The 19608-nt window shown below is 73.1% G+C and carries 14 protein-coding genes and 1 pseudogene; 8 read left to right on the forward strand and 7 right to left on the reverse strand.

Going from position 1 to position 19608, the window contains the following annotated elements; genetic code table 11:
• Positions 1-155 precede the first annotated feature (155 nt).
• Positions 156-398, reverse strand: a complete 243-nt coding sequence (locus AB0C69_RS18645; RefSeq protein WP_360354914.1) for a hypothetical protein — start codon at positions 396-398, stop codon at positions 156-158.
• Positions 399-1067: 669 nt separating this feature from the next.
• Here AB0C69_RS18645 and AB0C69_RS18650 point away from each other — a divergent pair.
• From AB0C69_RS18650 to AB0C69_RS18665, 4 genes are all read left to right on the forward strand, one after another.
• Entirely contained in the window at positions 1068-1850 is a 783-nt protein-coding gene (locus AB0C69_RS18650) for a nuclear transport factor 2 family protein (protein ID WP_360354917.1), read from the forward strand.
• Positions 1851-2131: 281 nt separating this feature from the next.
• Complete coding sequence (locus tag AB0C69_RS18655) at positions 2132-3112, forward strand: hypothetical protein (RefSeq protein ID WP_360354920.1); 981 nt, start codon at positions 2132-2134, stop codon at positions 3110-3112.
• A 111-nt stretch (positions 3113-3223) separates the two neighbouring features.
• Positions 3224-3664, forward strand: a complete 441-nt coding sequence (locus tag AB0C69_RS18660; protein ID WP_345181943.1) for a hypothetical protein — start codon at positions 3224-3226, stop codon at positions 3662-3664.
• 176 nt (positions 3665-3840) lie between these two features.
• The gene (locus tag AB0C69_RS18665) at positions 3841-5394 is read left to right on the forward strand and encodes an FAD-binding protein (protein WP_360354924.1); all 1554 of its coding nucleotides are present in this window, start codon (positions 3841-3843) and stop codon (positions 5392-5394) included.
• Between the two features lie 174 nt (positions 5395-5568).
• Here AB0C69_RS18665 and AB0C69_RS18670 read toward each other — a convergent pair whose 3' ends face one another.
• Positions 5569-6246 carry a TetR/AcrR family transcriptional regulator gene (locus AB0C69_RS18670; protein ID WP_360354927.1) on the reverse strand — a complete coding sequence of 226 codons (678 nt, stop codon included), beginning with the start codon at positions 6244-6246 and terminating at the stop codon, positions 5569-5571.
• A 75-nt stretch (positions 6247-6321) separates the two neighbouring features.
• Between AB0C69_RS18670 and AB0C69_RS18675 the strand changes: the two genes are divergently transcribed.
• Positions 6322-7926 carry an ATP-binding cassette domain-containing protein gene (locus tag AB0C69_RS18675; protein ID WP_360354930.1) on the forward strand — a complete coding sequence of 535 codons (1605 nt, stop codon included), beginning with the start codon at positions 6322-6324 and terminating at the stop codon, positions 7924-7926.
• 17 nt (positions 7927-7943) lie between these two features.
• Here the strand turns inward: AB0C69_RS18675 and AB0C69_RS18680 are convergent, their stop codons facing one another.
• Genes AB0C69_RS18680 through AB0C69_RS18690 form a run of 3 tightly spaced genes read right to left on the reverse strand, consistent with a single transcriptional unit; the run spans position 7944 to position 12909 of the window.
• Positions 7944-9140: an FAD-dependent monooxygenase gene (locus AB0C69_RS18680; RefSeq protein ID WP_360354933.1), complete on the reverse strand. Its 1197-nt coding sequence runs from the start codon at positions 9138-9140 to the stop codon at positions 7944-7946.
• A 35-nt stretch (positions 9141-9175) separates the two neighbouring features.
• Positions 9176-12100, reverse strand: coding sequence for a BTAD domain-containing putative transcriptional regulator (locus tag AB0C69_RS18685; protein ID WP_360354935.1), 2925 nt, complete (start codon positions 12098-12100; stop codon positions 9176-9178).
• Between the two features lie 26 nt (positions 12101-12126).
• The gene (locus AB0C69_RS18690; RefSeq protein WP_360354938.1) at positions 12127-12909 is read right to left on the reverse strand and encodes an SDR family oxidoreductase; all 783 of its coding nucleotides are present in this window, start codon (positions 12907-12909) and stop codon (positions 12127-12129) included.
• A 250-nt stretch (positions 12910-13159) separates the two neighbouring features.
• On the opposite strand from AB0C69_RS18690, the gene AB0C69_RS18695 reads away from it, so the two are divergent.
• The 3 genes from AB0C69_RS18695 (at position 13160) to AB0C69_RS18705 (ending at position 17115) form a co-directional block, all read left to right on the forward strand.
• Positions 13160-14689, forward strand: coding sequence for a carboxylesterase family protein (locus AB0C69_RS18695; RefSeq protein WP_360354940.1), 1530 nt, complete (start codon positions 13160-13162; stop codon positions 14687-14689).
• A gap of 104 nt (positions 14690-14793) precedes the next feature.
• Positions 14794-15678 carry an LLM class F420-dependent oxidoreductase gene (locus AB0C69_RS18700; protein WP_360354943.1) on the forward strand — a complete coding sequence of 295 codons (885 nt, stop codon included), beginning with the start codon at positions 14794-14796 and terminating at the stop codon, positions 15676-15678.
• Between the two features lie 123 nt (positions 15679-15801).
• Complete coding sequence (locus AB0C69_RS18705) at positions 15802-17115, forward strand: MFS transporter (protein ID WP_360354946.1); 1314 nt, start codon at positions 15802-15804, stop codon at positions 17113-17115.
• Positions 17116-17206: 91 nt separating this feature from the next.
• Here AB0C69_RS18705 and AB0C69_RS18710 read toward each other — a convergent pair whose 3' ends face one another.
• Together AB0C69_RS18710 and AB0C69_RS18715 are read right to left on the reverse strand one after the other, a co-directional pair.
• A complete protein-coding gene (locus AB0C69_RS18710; protein ID WP_360354949.1) occupies positions 17207-18748 on the reverse strand; it encodes an FAD-dependent monooxygenase in 1542 nt (513 codons plus the stop codon).
• Between the two features lie 174 nt (positions 18749-18922).
• A pseudogene (locus AB0C69_RS18715) lies at positions 18923-19504 on the reverse strand (helix-turn-helix domain-containing protein); the annotation flags it as partial.
• Between the last annotated feature and the right edge of the window lie 104 nt (positions 19505-19608).

Below are 19608 nucleotides of genomic sequence, written 5' to 3' on the forward strand. Positions count from 1 at the left end.
GATGAACCCCGCCAAGATCACCGCCGCGACGGTCGTCACCTGACCGTCGCGCCCCGCCACCCCGTTGGATGGCCGCACCAAGGCCGGGCGGGGGCCGTCCGCCCACAACCCGCCGCTGCCGGTCATGGGCGGAGCCCCCGTCGCGCTGCCGTCCCTTAAGCCGGTTTGCCGATGTCGATCCACCGCTGGAGCTTTTCCAGGTCCGCCTCGGGCCATGCGCCGTCGCACGGCATTCGCCCACTCAGCAGGGAACCGATGATGGCGTCGGCGTGCTCGGAGACGTCAGCATGATCGAACAGGTCGAATCGGGTCAGCATCGCGGCCCGGTCCTTCGTCCGGAACAGGGGCCTGATGTCCTGCTCGAAGCTGAGTTCGTCGCCCTCAGTTGAGAATGGCACGTCTTGCTCTCCTTACGTGGAATGGCGGCATCGGTCCCCTGGATAGACCGGACAGCCCCCTGATCCGTGACAGGCTCAGCGCCGACGAGGGTTAACACGCACTTTCGATGGGGCTGTCACAGCCAGGACGGGTCGCTTGTCTTAGCTGGCGACCGGGCGCCACCCGGGGCGCGGCGGGTCTGTGCTCCGGCGGCCGCCGCGAACCCACGGGAAGGCTGAAAGTGCACCGCATGTTCAACGGCAGGGTCGGCCTCGTCACTGGAGCGTCCTCGGGCATCGGCGAGGCGACAGCGCTGGCCTTCTCGGCGGAGGGGGCCGCGTCGCCGCCAACGAGATCCTCGTCCGGCCGACCGACCAGACCAGGTAGGAGAGCGGTCTCAGAACGGGCCCGGCCCGGGCCCTGAGTGCCGCACCAAGGACCTGGGGCGGTGGTCGCCTCCATCCGCGATGCCGCCGGTGTCAGCCGAAGGGGTCACGAATCGGTGAGCCGTCCGGCCTTAGCCGGCAACGGTGAAGAGGTGAGGACGACATGCCCACGATCCGGACGGCCGGCGGTCACGCGGACCGCTCCCCCACCGGGAAACGACCCAAGGACGCCTCCCGCTCCCCGGAGCCCTCGTCCCGCCGCGGTGCTGAGAGCGGTGGCCGCCGCGTTGACGACGGTCGGCCATGACCGGCCCTGACGCCGGTGCCCTCGCCTCGCTCGCGGAGATGCTCGACGAGCGGCGGCACCTGGTGGACATCGCCACCTGGATGTTCGGCTCCGCCGCCGCGGCCGAGGAGATCGTCCATGAGACCTACCGTCGCTGGTACGTCCTCGACGACCGCGAACGCGCCGCCATCGCGTTGCCACGGGCCTGGCTGACGCGGGTGGCGGGAGGCATCTGCCTGGAACTGATCGCCTCCAACGCCGCGGCCGTCCCCAGCGATCCGGCCCTCCCCACTGCCTCGACCCCCTTCGGTTCCACGGCCGAGGACCGGGATGCCTCCGTCGAGGGGAGTCCGGTTCGCCGTCCGGCCCCGTCCAGCACGCCCGACCTCGCCGAGGGCTGGGCGCGGCCCGTACGGGACGTCCCCGACCGTGCGATGCTGCGGAGACATGATCGGATCGCGCGGCGGTTCGCGGCGGCCTGCGGCGCCGGGGACACGGCCGCGCTGATGGCCGTCCTCGCCGCCGACGCGATCGTGGTCAGCGACGGCGGCGGCGAGCTGCGCGCCGCGGTCCATCCCACCCACGGCGCGGACGCCGTGGCCCGGTTCATCACGGCTCTGCTGTCGGGCAGCCCCCGTACCGCCGTGACCGTCGGGTCCGTCAACGGACGCACCGGCCTCGTCCTGCGCCGCGAAGGACGGAGGGTGGCGGTGGTCAGCGTGAGCACGGCGGGCGACGAGGTCATCGCGGTCTGGATCGTGCTGAACCCCGCCAAGCTGGAAGGCCGGCATCTTCCCTGACCTGCGGAGCTTGGCCCCGGCTCCTATGCGGTCTCCCGGTCGGACCCCAGGGCGATCAGGCATGACCGTCGCCTCCCGACGTCTTCGGGCGGCTGGCCGCCGAGCCGGTTCGGGTGCCGGGCTGTGGGCCGGGCGGCTGGTGACGCGGGGCGATCCTGCTTCACAATTATGCGTTTTTGACACCTTGGATCCAGCACAGTGCTGAAATATGGGCTGTGCACCGTTCTATCCACTTTGTCGGCAGTCTTCCTCCAGAGCTTTCCGCCAGCCCCCGCCAGGCCATGGAGTGGGTCCTCGATCACGCCCGCGGCCACCGGCTGATCTCCCTGCCCTGCGATCTCGACCCGGACTGGGTCGTCGCCTACCTGCGGGATCTCGCCGAACGGGAGGCGTTCGAGATCAGGCGGGCCGGCGAGTACGCCGACTACGACGACATGCGCACCTACGGCGTACGGCGCGGTCGGCGGTTGCGGCCCGATGACGTGTCGATGCGCCGCTCTGACCGGTTGCGCGAGATCGTGGAGGAGTTCCGTGCGCTGCGCGCCGAGCGCCCAGAGGTCGCCGACACCCGTCTGCAGATCAGCCTCCCCAGTCCGCTCGACCTGGCGATCTTCGCGTTCGCCGGCCGGCCGTGGTCGTCGCTGCGGTACCTGCCGGTGTTCGCTCAGGCCGTCGTGGACGAGGTGGCGGACCTGGCGGCCTTCGCCGGACCGGACGTCGTCTGGCAGCTCGAGACGCCGTCCGTGCTGATAGGCATGGACATGGCCAGGCGGGTGCCCGGAGGCCCTGCCCTGGCCGCGCGGCTCATGGCCGGCCAGGTCGCGAGCCTGATCGCGCGCTTCCCCGACGACGCTCAGGTGATCTTGCATCTGTGCTACGGCAACTACCGCAACACCGAGATGTTCGCGCCCCGCGACCTCGGCTCGGCCGTCCGATACCTCAACCTCCTCGCGGACGCGCTGCGCCGCCGCGGCCGGCGTCTGCCGCCGGTGCACGTCCCCGCGGCCTACGGCGCGCACCCTGCGCCGCGCACCGAGGCGTTCTACCGGCCTTTGAACAGGCTCGCCCCGGAGTGGCAGGTCATCGCGGGGATCGCAGCGGCGGCCGACCCGGCGGGCGGCGTCGAGAGCCTGCGGCTGTTCGCGGCCGCCGCGGGCCGCGAGGCGTACGCGGTGGCCACGGCCTGCGGTCTCGGCCGGCACACCCCCGACGAGGCCGAACAGGCGGTAAGAGCGATGACCGCTGCGGCTGGCACCGGTTAGTGCGGGACGCGACGGGCCCGTGCCGCCGTGACCTGAACGTGACGGTCCGTAGGCATGATCGGACGTCAGCATGATCAAGCGATCTGCGGAATCGGCGAGCGGGAGGAAGCCTTGGGACGCGCGAAGACCACCGGCTACGGATGGGTGGGTTCGGTGCTGCCCCTTCTCGCCTTGGTCCTCGGAGCCTCGCTCGGTATGGCGGTCGGCGCCTGGCTGGAGGTCGAGGACGTCTTCGGACCGCCCGCCACGGGCGTCCTGATCGGCGAGGTCGCCGCCGCGGCGGTGGTGTTCCTCGTCGGCTTCCGCATGAACAGTTCGTGGACGCCCGAGGGCCGGAGGTGGACCAGGGAGCACAGCTACGGCGGCCACGGCGTCCAGTGGCTCGGCGTCACCATCGCCCTCGCCATCGCGACGGTCCCCTTCTCCATCACGTTCGAGAAGCTGACCGCACCCGGGCTGGACTGGGCGGGCCTCGTAGCGGCGATGGCGGTGACGGCCGGCGTCAGCCGCCTGATCTACGTGAAGACATGCGCCCCCGTCATCGACGCATAGAAACCACGGCCGTCGGCGCGCCTGCTTCTCCGCTCTAGCCGAGCACCTGACCGTCGTCACCGCCGCTACGCATGTGGAGTTTTCTCTACCCGGTTGGGGGTGGTAACTCCCTATTCCCGGTGCCCTCGGCTCAATAGCGTCCTCAACACGTGGGCGGCCTGACATGAGGAGGCCACGTGGTCGAGCACAGCCGAAGGACCGTCTTACGCAGCGGCGGCATCGCCGCGGCATCCGTGCCGCTGGCCGGGCGGATCAGCCCGGCTGCGGCCGGTACCGATCCGATCATGGTCGGCCCCGGCGATCCGCGCTATCGCTCGCTGGTGCTCCGGGGCTACAACCGCCGCTTCGAAGGCAGGCCCGAGGAGATCTGCGTCGCGACGTCCACCGAGGACGTCGTCCGGGCCGTCGAGAGGGCGGAGCGCACCGGCAGGCGGGTGGCCGTGCGCAGCGGCGGCCACTGCTTCGAGAACTTCGTGGACGATCCGTCGGTCCGGGTGCTCATCGACCTGTCCGGGATGACGGCCGTCGGCTACGACCGGCGGCGCAAGGCGTTCATGGTCGAGGCGGGCGCCACGCTGGGCGAGGTCTACCGCCGGTTGTACGTGGGGTGGGGCGTGACCCTTCCTGGCGGGACCCATCCGGATGTCGGGGTGGGCGGGCACATCGCGGGCGGCGGCTACGGGGTGCTCTGCAGAAGGGACGGTCTCTCCGTGGACCACCTGTATGCGGTGGAGGTGGTCGTCCTGGACCGCGCGGGGAAGGCGAGGAGCGTCGTGGCCACACGTGAGGCCTCGGATCCCAGCCGTGACCTGTGGTGGGCCCACACGGGAGGGGGCGGCGGCAACTTCGGTGTTGTCACGCGCTACTGGTTCCGGTCTCCGGGAGAGCAGGCGGCGCTGCCGAAGCCGCCCGGCACCGTCCTCACGTTCACCGTGGACTGGCCGTGGGAGAAGCTCGACCGGGAGGCCTTCGTACGGCTCCTGCGCAACTACGGCGAATGGGGTGAGCGCAACTCGGCCCCCGGCTCGCCCATGGCGCCCCTGTACGGCGAGTTCATCTTTTCCAGACCCGCCGAGAACGCCACTCTGACGGGACAAGTGGTCAGTGACAGCGGCGCCGAACGAATACTGGCCGATCTGATGGGCGCCCTCCACCGCGGGCTCGACCTTCGTCCCCAGCCGAAGACGGTCGCCATGCCGTGGCTCCACGCGACACGGTACGGCTTCGGCGGAGGCCCCGCGCCGTTCTACCGGATCAAGATCAAGTCGGGTTACCGGCGGCGGCGCCTCACCGACGCGCAGGCCGCCGTCGCGTACGAGCAGCTTGCCAGGACCGACTTCGACAACGGGCACTTCTTCGTCAACACCTACGGAGGCCGGGTCAACGCGGTGGCTCCGGGGGCGACCGCCGTGGCCCACCGCGACTCGATCTTCAAGATCGGCTACCTGGCGGGCTGGGAGGACGCGAAGGGCGACGACCGGAACCTCACGTGGATCCGCGAGTTCTACCGGAAGATCTACGCGGCGAGCGGCGGGGTCCCGGCCGAGGACGGCGGCTTCGGCACGTTCATCAACTATCCGGACGCCGACCTGGCCGACCCGCGGTGGAACCAGTCGAACGTTCCGTGGCACACGCTCTACTACGGCGACGGCTACGCGCGACTTCAGCGCATCAAGGCTCGCTGGGACCCCCGCAACGTCTTTCACCACGCGCTGTCGGTCCGTGGCTGAGCGCAGATCAGGGCTGCGCTCGATCAGTCCGCCGTGGTGGCGCCGTTAACGGACGCCTCCCTGCGGAGACCTGCGCGGGAGCCGGTCAGCCGTCGTAGTCGAACGGATCTTGTCATGCGCCGCTAGCAGATCCATCGAGGCCCGCGATCGACAGGTTCCACCGGCGGGAGCCGGCTACCCGAGGGTGTTCGCGCGGATTCCGTCGATCAGGTATCCCAGGCCGCGGTGGAACGCGTCGTCCCAGTCGTTGTCGCTGGGGTGCCCGTGCGCGGCCAGCGTCGGGTACGCCTCGCGCTGCGCCGCGAGGATCTCGTCCGCGGCTTCGCGGGTGGACGGCTCGTCCCGCCGGCGCCACGACAGCTGGCTGATCGTGGCCCCGATCACGAAGTGCGACAGCCCGTAGGAGGCGGCGGTCAGCGGCGCGCCCGTGAGCCCGGCGCGTTGCAGCGCCGCGTGCAGGAACTCCGTCCGGGCGAGGACGTTGGGGCCGAGCATCGGCCGGCCCATCAGCGTCGCGGTCCATGGATGGCGAAGCATCACCGCGCGCCACCGCTCCACCATCGCGGTGACGTCGGCGCGCCAGTCGCCGGTCGCCGGCGGCACCTCGGCCTCGCCGAACACCGTGTCGAGGGCCAGGTCGAGCACGTCGTCCTTGGTGTCCAGGTGCCAGTACAGGGTGGTCGAACCGGTGCCGAGCCGCTCGGCCAGCCGCCGCATGGTCAGCCGGTCCGCGCCCTCCTCGTCGAGGAGGGCGACCGCTCCGGCGACGATGCGCTCCCGCGACAGCGGCGGCCCTTCCCGCCGCCTGCGCGGCTCCCTCAACCAGATGGCGCCCGCTCGACTCGTTCCCATGCGCCCACTCTAGTACGGTGGACGGGTGACCGGATCAATGTTCCAGTACCAGATCAGTGTTCGGAAGGGTGGTTCGTGGGCCACATCGATGTGACCGACCTGAGTTATGCGCTGCCCGATGGACGGCCCTTGCTGCGCGAGGTCTCTTTCCGCGTGGGGCAGGGCGCCAAGGCGGCCCTGGTCGGACCGAACGGCGGCGGCAAGACGACGTTGCTCAGGCTCATCGCCGGGGAGCTGGCCCCTTCCGCGGGGAAGGTCGCATGCACGGGCGGCCTCGGCGTGATGCGCCAGTTCACTCCGGAGGACCGCACCGTCCACCGGCTCCTGCTGTCGGTGGCGCCGCCGCGGATCAGAGCGGCGGCCGACGCGCTCGCACGCGCCGAAGCCGCGCTGAGCGGCGCCGCGGAGAGTCAGATGGCCTACGCCCAGGCCATCAGCGACTTCGCCGACGCCGGCGGCTACGACCTGGAGGTCGTCTGGGACGCCTGCACGACCCTGGCGCTCGGCCTGCCGTACGAGGACGTCCGCGACCGGCCCGCGGGGAGCCTGTCCGGCGGCGAGCAGAAGCGGCTCATGCTGGAGGCGCTTCTGCGCGGGCCCGACGAGGTCCTGCTGCTCGACGAGCCCGACAACTACCTGGACATCCCCGGCAAGCAGTGGCTGGAGGAGCGGCTGCGGGCCAGCACCAAGACCGTGCTGCTAGTCTCCCACGACCGCCGCCTGCTCGCCGGGGCCGCCGACCGGATCATCACCGTCGAGTCCGGCACGGTCTGGGTGCACGGCGGCGGCTTCGCCACCTACCCGGCCGCGCGCCGGGACCGCGCCGCCCGCATGGACGAACTGCGCCGCCGCTGGGACGAGGAGCACGCGCGCCTGCGTCGCCTGGTCCACACGCTGCGCCAGCGTGCCGCCGCCAACGACGCCGTCGCCTCGTCCTACCAGGCGGCCCGCAGCCGCCTGGCCCGCTTCGAGGCGGCCGGGCCGCCGGAGCCGCCGCCGCGCGAGCAGAACATCCGGGTCCGCCTGCGCGGCGGACGCACCGGGAAGCGCGCCGTTATCTGCGAAGGGCTCGCCGTCGCCGACCTGACCGAGCCGTTCGACCTGGAGGTCTGGTACGGCGAACGCATCGCGGTCCTCGGCGCGAACGGGTCGGGCAAGTCGCGGTTCCTCAAACTGCTCGCCGCCCCGTCCTCGGTCCCCCACCAGGGCACGGTGCGCCTGGGCGCCCGCGTCGCTCCCGGCCACTTCGTCCAGACCCACGCCCGCCCCGACCTGCGCGACCGCCACCCTGACGAGATCATCACGACCGACTTCGGGACGACCCTCAACGACGCCATGCGCGCACTGGCCCGTTACGAACTCGCGCCCGCGCGGCACCAGCCCTTCCAGACCCTGTCCGGCGGGCAGCAGGCACGGCTGCAGATCCTGCTGCTCGAACTGTCCGGCTGCACCCTTCTCCTGCTGGACGAACCGACCGACAACCTCGACCTCGCCAGCGCCCAGGCCCTCCAAGACGGCCTGAACGCCTACCAGGGGACCGTCCTGGCCGTGACGCACGACCGCTGGTTCGCCGAGGACTTCGACCGCTACCTGGTCTTCGATCCGGACGGCACCGTCCACCACCGTTCCGCCCCGACATGGCCTGCGGAGAACCGGCCGCTCCCCCGCAACCGCCCGTAGGAGCACCGCCGGGGCGTTCAGGGCCGGGCGAGTTCGCGGTAGTCGCGCAGGGTGATGTTCTCGGCGGCCTTACGGGCGATCTTGGCGGGCATGTTCCTTCCCGGCAGGTACGGCATGACCTTGTAGTACCGGTTGAGGAGCGTGGCCAGGGCCCGGCTTCCGGGGACCATGAGCTTGGCGACGCCGTCGCCCATCTTCTGGCAGCCCACCGCGTACTCGCGCATCTCCTCCTCGTACCGGCCGAACGCCACGTGGTGGTCGCCGTGGGCCGCGGCCAGTTCGCCCGCCAGCACGTACGCGCCGACCAGAGCGAGTCCCGACCCCATGCCGGACAGGGAGGACGGGCAGTAGGCGGCGTCGCCGAGCAGCGCGACCCGGCCGCGCGACCATGTGTCCATGTGCACCTGGCCAACCGAGTCGAAGTAGAAGTCTGGCGCGTACCGCATGTCGTGCAGCAGCCGGTCGCTCTGCCAGCCGTTGCCGGTGAAGGTCTCGGCGAGGACGGCCTGCTGGCTCGCCACGTCGCCGCGGTCCAGGTCCAGCTGCGGCGAGGCGAAGTAGAAGACGGCCTTGGCCTCGGTGTTGTGGCGGGCGCTGTACATCGCGACGAGCTTGCCCGCGGTGCGGTAGGCGTGCCCGGTGTGGTCGAGGCCGAGATGGTTGGCCGTGGTGAAGATCGCGCAGTTGACGCCGAGGTGCTTCACGAAACGCTCCTCCGGCCCGAACGTCAGGCGGCGGGTGGTGGAGTGCAGCCCGTCCGCGCCGATCACCAGGTCGAACCGGCGCGGCGCGCCCCGCTCGAAGGTCGCCGTCACGCCGTGGGAGTCCTCGGTGAGCGAGGTGATGGAGTCGCCGAAGACGTACTCGGTGTGCTCCCTGGTCGCGTCGTACAGGATCCTGGCCAGGTCGCCCCGGAGGATCTCGACGTCTCCGGCGAACAGGTCGGCGGGGAGCTTGGCCTGCTGCCTGCCCGCGCTGTTGACGTACGACATGGAGCCCATGCCGGTGCGGGCGCGCTCGATGTCGGCCAGGATGCCCATGCGGCGCAGGACCGTCAGGTGGGCCTCGCCGCGGAAGTCGACGGCGTAGCCGCCGTCGCGGAGGGCGGGGGCGCGTTCCACGATGGTGGCCTGGAAGCCGTGCCGGTGGAGCCAGTAGGCGAGCGCGGGGCCGGCGACGGAGGCACCGGAGATCAATACCTTGAGGTTCGTCATGCCCCGGAGCCTCCAAGGGAGCGCTCACCGCGGGCTCACCGTGCGCTCACCGCGCTCAGAGCGGCGTCCACGACGTCCTCGGACAGCCCCAGCATCCGCAGCACCTCCCGCGCGGGCGCCCCCATCCCGTCCGCGGCCGCGGCGGCCTCCCGGTAGCGCCTGCGTGCCTCGGCGTCATGGCCACGGGCTTCGGCGACGCGCCCCAGCCCGATGAGCGTTCGCAGCCGGGGACCGAGGCTTTTGATCCAGTGCGGGTCGATCAGTTCGAGCGCCTCCGCGTACAGCCGTTCGGCCTCGGCCAGGCCGCCCTCCTGCAAGGCGATGTCGCCGAGGCCGCGCAGGGCCGCCGCCAGGTAGGTGGAGCCGCCGGTGCGGCGGGCGAGCTCGGCGGCCTGCGCGTAGTCGGCGCGGGCCGCGGCCGCGTCCTCGGCGGCGAGGTGGTCGCCCCGGTTGACCAGCAGGTCGGCGCTGTCCTCCAAGGCGCCGAGCCGTTCGGTGAGGACGAGCGCCTCGTCGGTCAACGCGACCGCCCGCCCGCGGTCGCCGCGGGCGCCAGCCGCTCCGGCGAGCGTGTCCAGGGCCAGGGCGATGCCCCATCGGTCACCGAGGGAACGGAATCCCCGCAGGGCCTCGCCGAAGGCGTCCTCGGCCCTCGCGGCGTCCCCCTCGCCGAGGTGCCTGAACCCTGAAACGTAGAGGGCGGCTGCCCGAGCCCACGGCTCGCCGCAGTCGCGCTGGGACGAGACGAGCGCGAAAGCGCCCTCCGGATCGGGTCCCATCGCGTTCCGCATCATCCACAGCAGCAGGACGACCGGGTAGCGGCCCGGCCGGTCGCCGGGCCACGCGGTCGCGAGCGCCTTCGCGGCCGACGCGCGATGGCGCTGCCATATCCGCTGCCCCGCGTCGCCCGAGGCCGGCGCCGACGCGGCGAGCAGCGCGCACGCCGCGTACTCCTCGCCGAGCCCGGCGGGGATCGCCTCGCCCGTCCGTGCGAGCAGCGCGGTCGCCTGCGGCGCGGCCGACGCGGACGCGCCTCGGATCCACAGGTAGTTGAACGCCGAGGCGAGCAGCTCGAAGGCCGTCTCCACCTCCGGCTCCTCGACCGCCCAGTGCAGCGCGGCCACGAGGTCGCCATGCTCGGCGGCGAGGACGGGCAGCCACTCCAGCTGCTCGGCCCGCCGCAGATGCGGGTCGGCCGTCCGCACCAGCTCCAGGAGGCGCCGGGCGTGGTCGCGCCGGACGGACGTGCGTTCGCCCGCCGCGTCGAGCAGTTCGGCGCCGTACGCGCGGATCGTCTCCAGCATCCGGTAGCGGCCGCCGGCGAACTCCAGCAGCGACTTGTCGACCAGCGACTCCAGCGTCTCACCGTCGGTGCCGCACACCCGCAGCGCGGACTCGGCGGTCGCGCCCCCGGCGAAGACCGTGAACCGCCGCGCCGCCCGCTGCTCGGGCTCGGACAGCAGGTCCCAGCTCCACGCGACCACCGCGCGCAGCGTGCGGTGCCGCTCGTCGGCCGTGCGGTTGCCGCGGGCGGCGACGCCGAGCAGGTCGTGCAGGCGTCCCGCGAGGTCGTCGATGTCCAGGGTGCGCGACCGCGCCGCCGCGAGCTCGATGGCCAGCGGCAGGTTGTCGAGCGCCGCGCAGATCCGCCGCAGGAGCTCGGGGGCGGCGGTGAAGCCCCGCCGCACGGCGGCGGCCCGCTCGGTGAACAGCCGGACGGCCGGGTCGGCGTCGAGCGGGCGCACCTGGAAGAGGTGCTCGCCGATGATGCCGAGCGGCTCCCGGCTCGTCGCCAGCACGCGCAGCCGCGGGCACGTCGCCAGCAGCCGCGCCGCCAGCCTCGCGACCTCGTCGACGACGTGCTCGCAGTTGTCCAGGACGAGCAGCAGCACCCGGTCCGACAGCGCCGCGATCAGGCGGTCGACCGGCGTCCTCGCGCCGCCGTCCATCTGGAGACCGCTCTCGCGCAGGCCGAGGGCGCCCAGCAGCGCCTGCGGCAGCCCGGCTCCGTCGCGCAGCGGCGCCAGTTCCACGAAGCACACCTCGCCGGCCGCGCCCTCCGCCGTCGCGGTGCCCGCGACCTCGACCGCGAGCCGGGTCTTGCCGACGCCGCCGGGGCCTGTCAGGGTGACCAGCCGGGCCACGCGGAGAAGCCCGGCGACGTCGCTCACCTCGCCGTCCCGGCCCACGACGTTCGTCAGCTGGGCGGGCGGCGCGGCGGGCGCGGGTGCCGGATCGGCACTGAGCAGTTCCCGGTGCAGCCCGGTCAGCTCGGCCGACGGGTCGGCGCCCAGCTCGTCGGCCAGACGCCGGCGTGTCTCCTCGAACACCACGAGCGCCTCGGCCTGCCGGCCCGCGGCGAACAGCGCCCGCATCAGCAGCCCGGCCAGCCGTTCCCGGAGCGGATGGCGGCCGACCAGCTCGCGCAGCTCGGGGACGGCCGTCCCGTGCTCACCGAGCCGGAGCGCGGCCTCGATGCGGTCTTCGAGCGCCCCGAGCCGCCGCTCTTCCAGCCGTGCGGCGGCGGCCCGGGCCGTCTCGCCGTCGGGCAGGTCGGCGAGCGCCGGTCCCCGCCACAGCTCCAGGGCCTCGCGCAGCAGGGCGGCCGCCCGCCCGGCGTCGCCGCCGGCCAGCGCCGCCCGGCCCTCCGCGGCCAGCCGTTCGAACCGGGAGGCGTCCACGTCGTCCGGGTCGACCGCGATCCGGTAACCAGCTCCGGCTCGTTCGATCACAGCTTCGGCGCCCAGAGCCGCACGGAGCCGTGACACCTGGGACTGCAGGGAGTGCGCCGACAGCGCCCCGGCGGGGTCGATCTCGTCGGCGAGCCGGTCCGAGGAGACGACCTCTCCGGGACGCAGCAGGAGCAGGGCCAGCAGCGCCCGGCGGGCCGGGCCGCCCAGCGGGACCTCGCCGCCGTCGCCGTGCCAGGCCCTGGTCTCGCCGAGGATTCCGAACCGCATGCCGGCGATTATTCACCGGCACGCGATCACGGAGCGATCGGGCCGAGGAACGTCCCGCCCGAGACGTCGACGGTCTGGCCGGTCACCCACCGGCCCTGCGGGCCCGCCAGGAATCCGACGACGTCGGCGACGTCCTCGGGCTCGCCCAGCCGCCCCAGCGCGGTGATGGACTCCAGCCCGGCGACCACTTCGGGGATGGAGGTGTAGCCCGCGGTCATGTCGGTGCGCACCGCGCCGGGCGCGACGGTGTTCACCGTGATGCCGCGGCGGCCGAGCTCGTTGGCCAGCGACGGCGCCATCGACTCCAATGCCGCCTTGCTGATCGTGTAGCCGATCTGGGTGGAGACTGCGAACCGGCTGGCCGTCGAGCCCATGTTGATGATGCGGCCGCCGTCGTTGAGCAGCGCCATCGCACGCTGGACCACGAAGAACGGGACGGCGACGTTGATCTCCAGCAGCCGGCCGAGCTCCGCCGCGGTGACCTGCGAGATCGGGGTGGTCGAGCTGATGCCCGCGTTGTTGACCAGGATGTCCAGCCCGGCCCCTTCCCTTCCGGCCCGCGCCAGCCCCGCGGCCAGCTCGTCGAACAGCCGGTCCACCGCGCCGTCCTCGCCGAACCGCGCCCGGATCGCGAACGCGCGGCCCCCCGCCTCCTCGATCCGCGCGACGGTCGTCCCGGCCGCCTCCTCGTCGCCGCCGTAGTGGACGGCGACCAGCGCGCCTTCGGCCGCCAGCCGCAGCGCGACCGCACGGCCGATCCCTCGCGAGCCGCCCGTCACCAGTGCCGTCTTGCCGGTCAGAACGTTCATCGTCGCTCCCTGTTCAGCGGCCGGTCCGCGGCGGATCCGGCGATGGACCAACCGTCGCGGAGGGGCCTCACCGGATGCTCACCGCGAGCTCACCGGCGCGCGCGTCGACGCTGGTGGGAGGCGTCACCGCGGAGGTGACGGCCCATGAATCCCGAGGGCCTCCCGCGAGCGCCGGCACGGTTAAATCGCTTGCGTGCCGACAGTGCGCATGGCGATGCTCTGCCGAACCGGTAGGGAAGGAAGCCGCGAAATGGCCGTCATCGCGTCCAGCAAGCCCTCGGGGTCCGAGCCGGAAGTCCGCACGGCGGCAGGCGTTCTGCGCGGCAGGCGGGAGGCGGGCCTGGCGGTCTTCCGCGGCGTCCCGTTCGCCGAGCCGCCGGTCGGCGACCTCCGCTTCGCGGCCCCTCGGCCGGTGCGCGGGTGGGACGGGGTGCGCCCGGCGGCGGCGTTCGGCCCGCCGCCCCCGCAGTCCGGCATGCTCGGGGCGTCCCAGGACGCCGCCGGCGACGACTGGCTGACGGTCAACGTCTGGACACCGGAGCCGGACGCCGCGGCGAGGCTCCCGGTGATGGTCTGGATCCCCGGCGGCGGTTACGTCATGGGCGACTCCGGCCTCCCGGAGTACGACGCCGGGCACCTGGCCGGAAGCGGCGCCGTGGTCGTGTCCCTCGGTTACCGCGTCGGGGTCGAGGGTTTCGCGCAGATCGACGGAGCCCCCGCCAACCGGGGGCTGCTCGACCAGGTCGCGGCGTTGCACTGGGTGCGGGACAACATCCGGGTGTTCGGCGGCGACCCGGACCGGGTCACGGTCTTCGGGCAGTCGGCGGGCGGCGGATCGGTCGCCGCGCTGCTGGCCATGCCGCGCGCCGCCGGGCTCTTCCGCCGGGCGGTCGCGCAGAGCGTGCCGGGCACGTTCTTCTCCCCCGAACTGGCCGCCGACATCGCCGCCGTCTGCGCCGCCGAACTGGGCCTGAGTCCCACGGTGTCCGACCTGTCGGCGGTGGCCCCGGCACGGCTGCCCGCCGCGGGCGACGCGGTCTCCGCGAAGATGGCCCGGTGGCGGGAGCGGTGGGGACCGATCACCCACCGGCCGATCCCGTTCGCGCCGGTCGTCGACGGCGACGTCCTGCCGGACACGCCGTGGCGGGCCCTGGCCGGCGGCGCCGCCCGCGACGTCGCGCTCCTCGTCGGGCACACCCGTGACGAGCACCGGCTGTTCAGCCTGATCGACGGCGTGCTCGGCCAGGTCACGCGGGAGCAGGCCGAGATCGCCCTCCGCCTGCTCGCCCCCGGCCAGGACGGCGCACGCGGGTACCGCGAGGCCTACCCGTCCGCGACCGACGAGGAGCTGTACGAGCTGGTCAACGCGGACTGGCTGTTCCGCATGCCGAGCCTCCACCTCGCTGTCGCGCAGACCGCCGGGGGCGGGCGGGCCCACCTCTACGAGCTGACCTGGCCCGCGCCGGGAGCCGGCGGCGGCCTCGGCGCCTGCCACGGCCTGGACGTGCCGCTCGTCTTCGGCAACCTGACCAGCGGACAACCCGCCATGCTGATCGGCGACCCGCCCTCCCCTGCGGCGGAGGAGCTGTCCGCGCGGATCCGGCGAGCGTGGACGGGGTTCGCCGCCCACGGCGACCCGGGCTGGCCCGCCTACGACGCCCGGCGCCGCCTCGCCCAGATCTTCGACAGCCCGTCGACGGTCAGCGCCTACCCCGAGGAGGCCTCGCGTCGGCTGTGGCAGGACCACGCCTTCCCGGCGCTGCCCCTGCTCGCGCGGTAGCGTCCCCCGGCCGCCGGGGTTGACCTTGACATTGACGTCAACGGATACCGTCCCCCACCGAGATCAGGGACCTGGCCCTGGTCGCAGTGGAAGACGGGGACGACGTGAAATTCGCGATCAGCTACAGCACGCCCTTCTTTGGTGTGGATCCCGACCGGATCATCGCCTACGCCCGGCACGCCGAGGAGTGCGGCTTCGAGGCGCTCTACGTGCCCGAGCACATCGCCCTCTACCCCGGCGCGCAGGTGGGCGCGACGGCCCTCCCTCCGACGCTGCCCTACGGCGACCCGCTGGACTGCCTGAACTTCGCGGCGGCCGCGACCGAGCGGATCCTCCTCGGCACGGGCGTCCTGCTGCTGCCGTACCACCACCCGGTGACGCTCGCCAAGCGCCTGGCGACGATCGACCAGCTGTCCAGGGGCCGGATGCGGCTGCTGACCGTGGGGCTCGGTTCGCTGCCCGGCGAGGCCCGGGCGGTCGGGGTCGACTTCCGCACCCGCGGCCGCCGCGCCGACGAGGCCATCCAGGTGCTGCGGCTGCTGTGGGCCGGGGACGGCGACGGGGTCGGTTTCGACGGGGAGTTCTTCTCCTTCGAGAACCTGTGCAGCTTCCCCAAGCCCTTCGGCGGCGCCGGTCTGCCGATCCATGTCGGCGGTTCGAGCCCGGCGGCCGCCCGCCGCGCCGGACGCCACGGGGACGGCTTCTTCCCCGGCGGTTCGCTCACCCCGGACCAGCGGGCCGCCCAGCTGGACATCGCCCGGTCGGCCGCGAGCGAAGCGGGCCGCGATCCGGCGGCCCTGGAGTACACGCGCTGGGGATCGATGGACATGTCCGAGGAACGGGTCGAGGAGTTCGCCCGGCACGGCGTGACCCGCATCGTCGTCAGCGCCACCGCGCCCGAGCCGGAGCAGCAGCGCGAGCAGATGTCCGCCTTCGCCCGGCGCTTCGGCCTCTCCCCCGGCGACGGCGCCACGCCGGACACGCGCTGAGGACGCCCGTGCGGGCGGTTGCTGCGTCGAGACCCGAATGCAGGCCGACGCCCGAAGTGGGCCAAGATCCTGACACGGAAGCGGACCTTATCGTCGTCCCGTACCCGCCGTAGCGTCGCGCTCGTGATCATTGCTGAGGTGCTGGGACGGTGGTCCGGCGGGGTGCGCCGCACGCCGCGCCGCACGGTCTGGCTGCTGGCCGTCGTCTACGGCTTCACCATCGCCAATCTGTACTACTGCCAGCCGCTGCTTCCGCAGATGGCGCGCTCGTACGCGGCCTCCTCCGTCGGGTACCTGCCCACCGTCGGGCAGGTGGGCTACGCGCTGGCGCTGGTGCTGGTCGTGCCGCTCGGCGACATCGTCCGCCGGCGCCCGCTGGTCTGCCTGCTGCTTCTCGCCGAGACGGGGGCGCTGGCGGCGACCGCGACGGCGCCCACGGCCGGGGTGCTCCTCCTCGCGGGGACGGTGATCGGCCTGGCGAGCGCGGGCGTGGTGAACATCCTGGTGCCCTACGCGGCCACCGTCGCCGCCGACCACGAACGCGGCCGGGCGGTCGCGACGATGCTCAGCGGCGGACTGGCGGGCATCCTGCTCTCGCGCACGGTCGCCGGTCTGACCGCCGAGGTCTTCGGCTGGCGCGCGCTCTACCTGGCCGCCGCGGCGGGCACGCTGCTGCTCACCGCCGCGCTCGCGCGCGTCATGCCGCCGTCCGCCGCGGAGGTACCGATCGGCTACGCCGCGCAACTGCGGGCGACCCTCCGCCTGGCGACGAGCGAGCCGACGCTGAGACGCCGGTCGCTGATCGGGGCCTGCGTCTTCGGAGCCTTCGGGGTCTTCTGGACGACCGTGGCGTTCATGCTGGCGGGGCCGCCGTACCGGTTCGGCGAAGCGGAGATCGGTCTGTTCACGCTGGTCGGGGTCGCGGGCGCGTTCGCGGCGAAGGTCGCGGGCCGGGTCGCGGACCGGGGCCGGCAGCGCGCGTCCACCGGCGTGCTCCTCGTCGCGGGCGCGGTCTCGTTCGGCGCGACGGCGGCCGGGAGCCACGGCCTGGCATGGCTCATCGCGGGGCTCCTGGTGCTGGACGTCGCGGTCCACGGCACCCATCTGCTGAACATGAGCGTGGTCTACGGCCTCGTCGACGGGGCGCGGTCGCGGGTCGCCTCGGTGTACATGACCTTCTACACCCTCGGTGGCGTGGCGGGCTCCGCCGCGGGCGCGGTCGCCTACCGCTCCGGCGGCTGGGGCGCGGTCTCGGCGACCGGCGCGGCGTTCATGGCCGCCGGTCTCGCCGCCTGGGCGGGCGAAGCCCGTGAAGGTCGCGCGGGCGAAGCCCGCGGAGGTCGCGTGCCCGGCCGGGCCTCGGCGGCGCCGAAACCCGGGTTGCCCAGGGGCGGGGGTCCGCAAGGCCGACGAGGCCGTGGAGGAGCAGGCCGGTGAGGGTGTCGACGACGGGGCCCGCCGGCTGGCGCCCCACCAGGCACGATGCCCCGTCCCCGACGTGAACGCACGAGGCCCTGCTGCTCCCGCCTCAGGCGCCGTCGGCGTCCGGGGCGCCGAACCAGTCGGACAACGCTTGGCGCAGCGCAGGCGCCGCGGTGCCGGCGGGTTCGTCGACGGCCGCGGCCCAGGCGACGTGGGCGTCCGGGCGGATCAGCAGGACGTCGGCCGGGCGGTCACCGGCCTTGGCGGTGCGGACGTCGACGCGGTCCTCCCAGCCGCGGGCCGCCTCGCGCAGGTCCGACCGGTCGGCGAGGTCGAGCAGGACGGGCCGCGCGGAGCGCATGAGTTCGGCGACGCTGGTGATGCCCTGGTCGGTGTGCAGGGTGAGGTCGGGCGCGAAAGCACCGGCCAGCGGGTGAGGGGCGGCGCCGGGCATCGGGTAGCGGATGTCGGCGCCGGACAGGAGCGCCCCCATGCGGCGCAGCGGCTGCTCGTCGGTCAGCAGTTCCTGGAAGAGCTCGCGCAGCGCCTCGGCGGCGGGATCGTGCGCGCGCCGCAGCGCCACCTGGGCGCGGGTGTGCAGCAGAGTGCGGGCGCCGGCGAGGTGGCGTTCGCGGTGGTAGGTGTCCAGCAGGCCGGACGGCGCCCGGCCGTGGACGGCGGCGGCGAGCTTCCAGGCGAGGTTGACCGCGTCCAGCATCCCCGCGTTGATCGCGACGCCGGTGGCGGGGAACAGGTGCGCCGCGTCACCGGCCAGCAGGATCCGCCCGTGGCGGTAGCGCTCGGCCTGCCGCGCCTGGAAGGTGAACCGCGACAGCCGGTGCGCCTCTCCGACGGGCAGGTCCGCGCCGAGCACGCGGCGGACGCTGGCCTGGAACTCGGCCACGGTCATCGGCGCGTCGTCGTCGTACTCGGTGGCCTCGTCCTCGTTGGTGTAGAGGGAGACGATCCTGGAGTCCGGGGACGAACCGAGCCCGAACATGCCGCAGTCGGTCTGGGTGAACCCCGCACGGATCGTGCCGAACCCGGGAACATCGAGGCCGCCGTCGCCCAGCACGGTCACCGTGTCGGGCAAGGTGACCTGGGCCAGCCGGTTGACCTCCGGATAGGTCGTGCCGGGGAAGCCGATCCCGGCCAGGTCGCGGACGCGGCTGCGCGCACCATCGCACCCCACCAGGTAGCGGGCGCTCACCTGGTAGGTCCCGTCCGGGCCGCGCACCTCCGCCGTCACCTCGGCGTCGTCCTGGCTCACCCCGGTCACCTGGTGCCCGCGGCGGACCTCGGCGCCGAGCTCTTCCACGCGCTCGTCGAGCAGCCGCTCCAGCAGCTGCTGCGGCAGCGGCAGGGCGTGCATCGGAGGGTCCGGCAGGCGGGTGAAGTCCAGGTGCACTCCGCCGAACGGGAACCGGGGCGCCGGAACAGGGTCGGTGCAGGCCTCTTCGAAGCGTTCCAGCAGCCCCCGGTAGCGCAGCAGCTCCAGGATCTGCCCGCCCAGTCCCCCGGCCTTCGGGGTGTCGCGGCGCTGCGGCCGGCGCTCCAGGACCAGCGGCCTCACCCCCGCCGATCGCAGCTCGCAGGCCAGCATCAGGCCGGTCGGACCGGCGCCCACGATGATCACATCGGCGTCCATGCGCTCTCCCTCGATTGAACGGCATCGCGCCGCGCCTGCGGCACGAGCCGGGTCGTGTCCTGATCGCGGCCGTGAGACGGTCCGCGTTGAAGCCGGGCAGGCGGATCGCCTATCCCAGGCGCGAGAAGGTCCTCCGGGGCGGGTCCGCCGGGAGGCGTCCAGGAACGGGGGCCGCTAGGTCTGGGATGGCGCGTCCTGCCGTTCGCTGATCGCGGTCGTGCCCGCGGAGCCCCCGGCGTGGGAGCGGCGGAAGGTGCGGCGGTAGGTGTCGGGCGGGACGCCGACCGTGCGGTTGAAGTGGCGGCGCAGCGTCGTTGCGGTGCCCATGCCGGTGGCGGCCGCGATCGCCTCGACGCTGTCGTCGGTGGTCTCCAGCAGTTCCTGCGCGCGGCGGATCCGCTGGGTCAGCAGCCACTGCAGCGGGGTGGTACCGGTCACCGACCTGAACCGGCGGCCGAGGTTGCGCGAGCTCATGGCGGCCCGGCGGGCCAGGTCCTCCACGGTCAGCGGGTGCTCCAGCCGTTCGATCGCCCATGGGAACAGCTCCGCGAGCGGGTGGTCCTCCTGCGCGGGCACCGGGGAGGGCACGAACTGGGCCTGGCCGCCGGCCCGGTGCGGCGGCACGACCAGGCGGCGCGCGACCGCGTTCGCGACCGCAGAGCCGCGGTCGAGACGGACCAGGTGCAGGCACAGGTCCATCGCGGCGGCCTTGCCGGCCGAGGTGAGAACGCTGCCGTTGTCCACGTAGAGATCGGGGCGTTGAACCAGACGTTGCTCCAGGTATTCCGTTGCTGACAGCGCCCTCCGGCGCGTGTTCTTCCTGCCGAAGCACCATTTTGAGGGCGTAAGCCGTCGTGCTT

The sequence above is a fragment of the Actinomadura sp. NPDC048032 genome (assembly GCF_040653175.1).
Classification (GTDB): Bacteria; Actinomycetota; Actinomycetes; order Streptosporangiales; family Streptosporangiaceae; genus Spirillospora; species Spirillospora verrucosospora.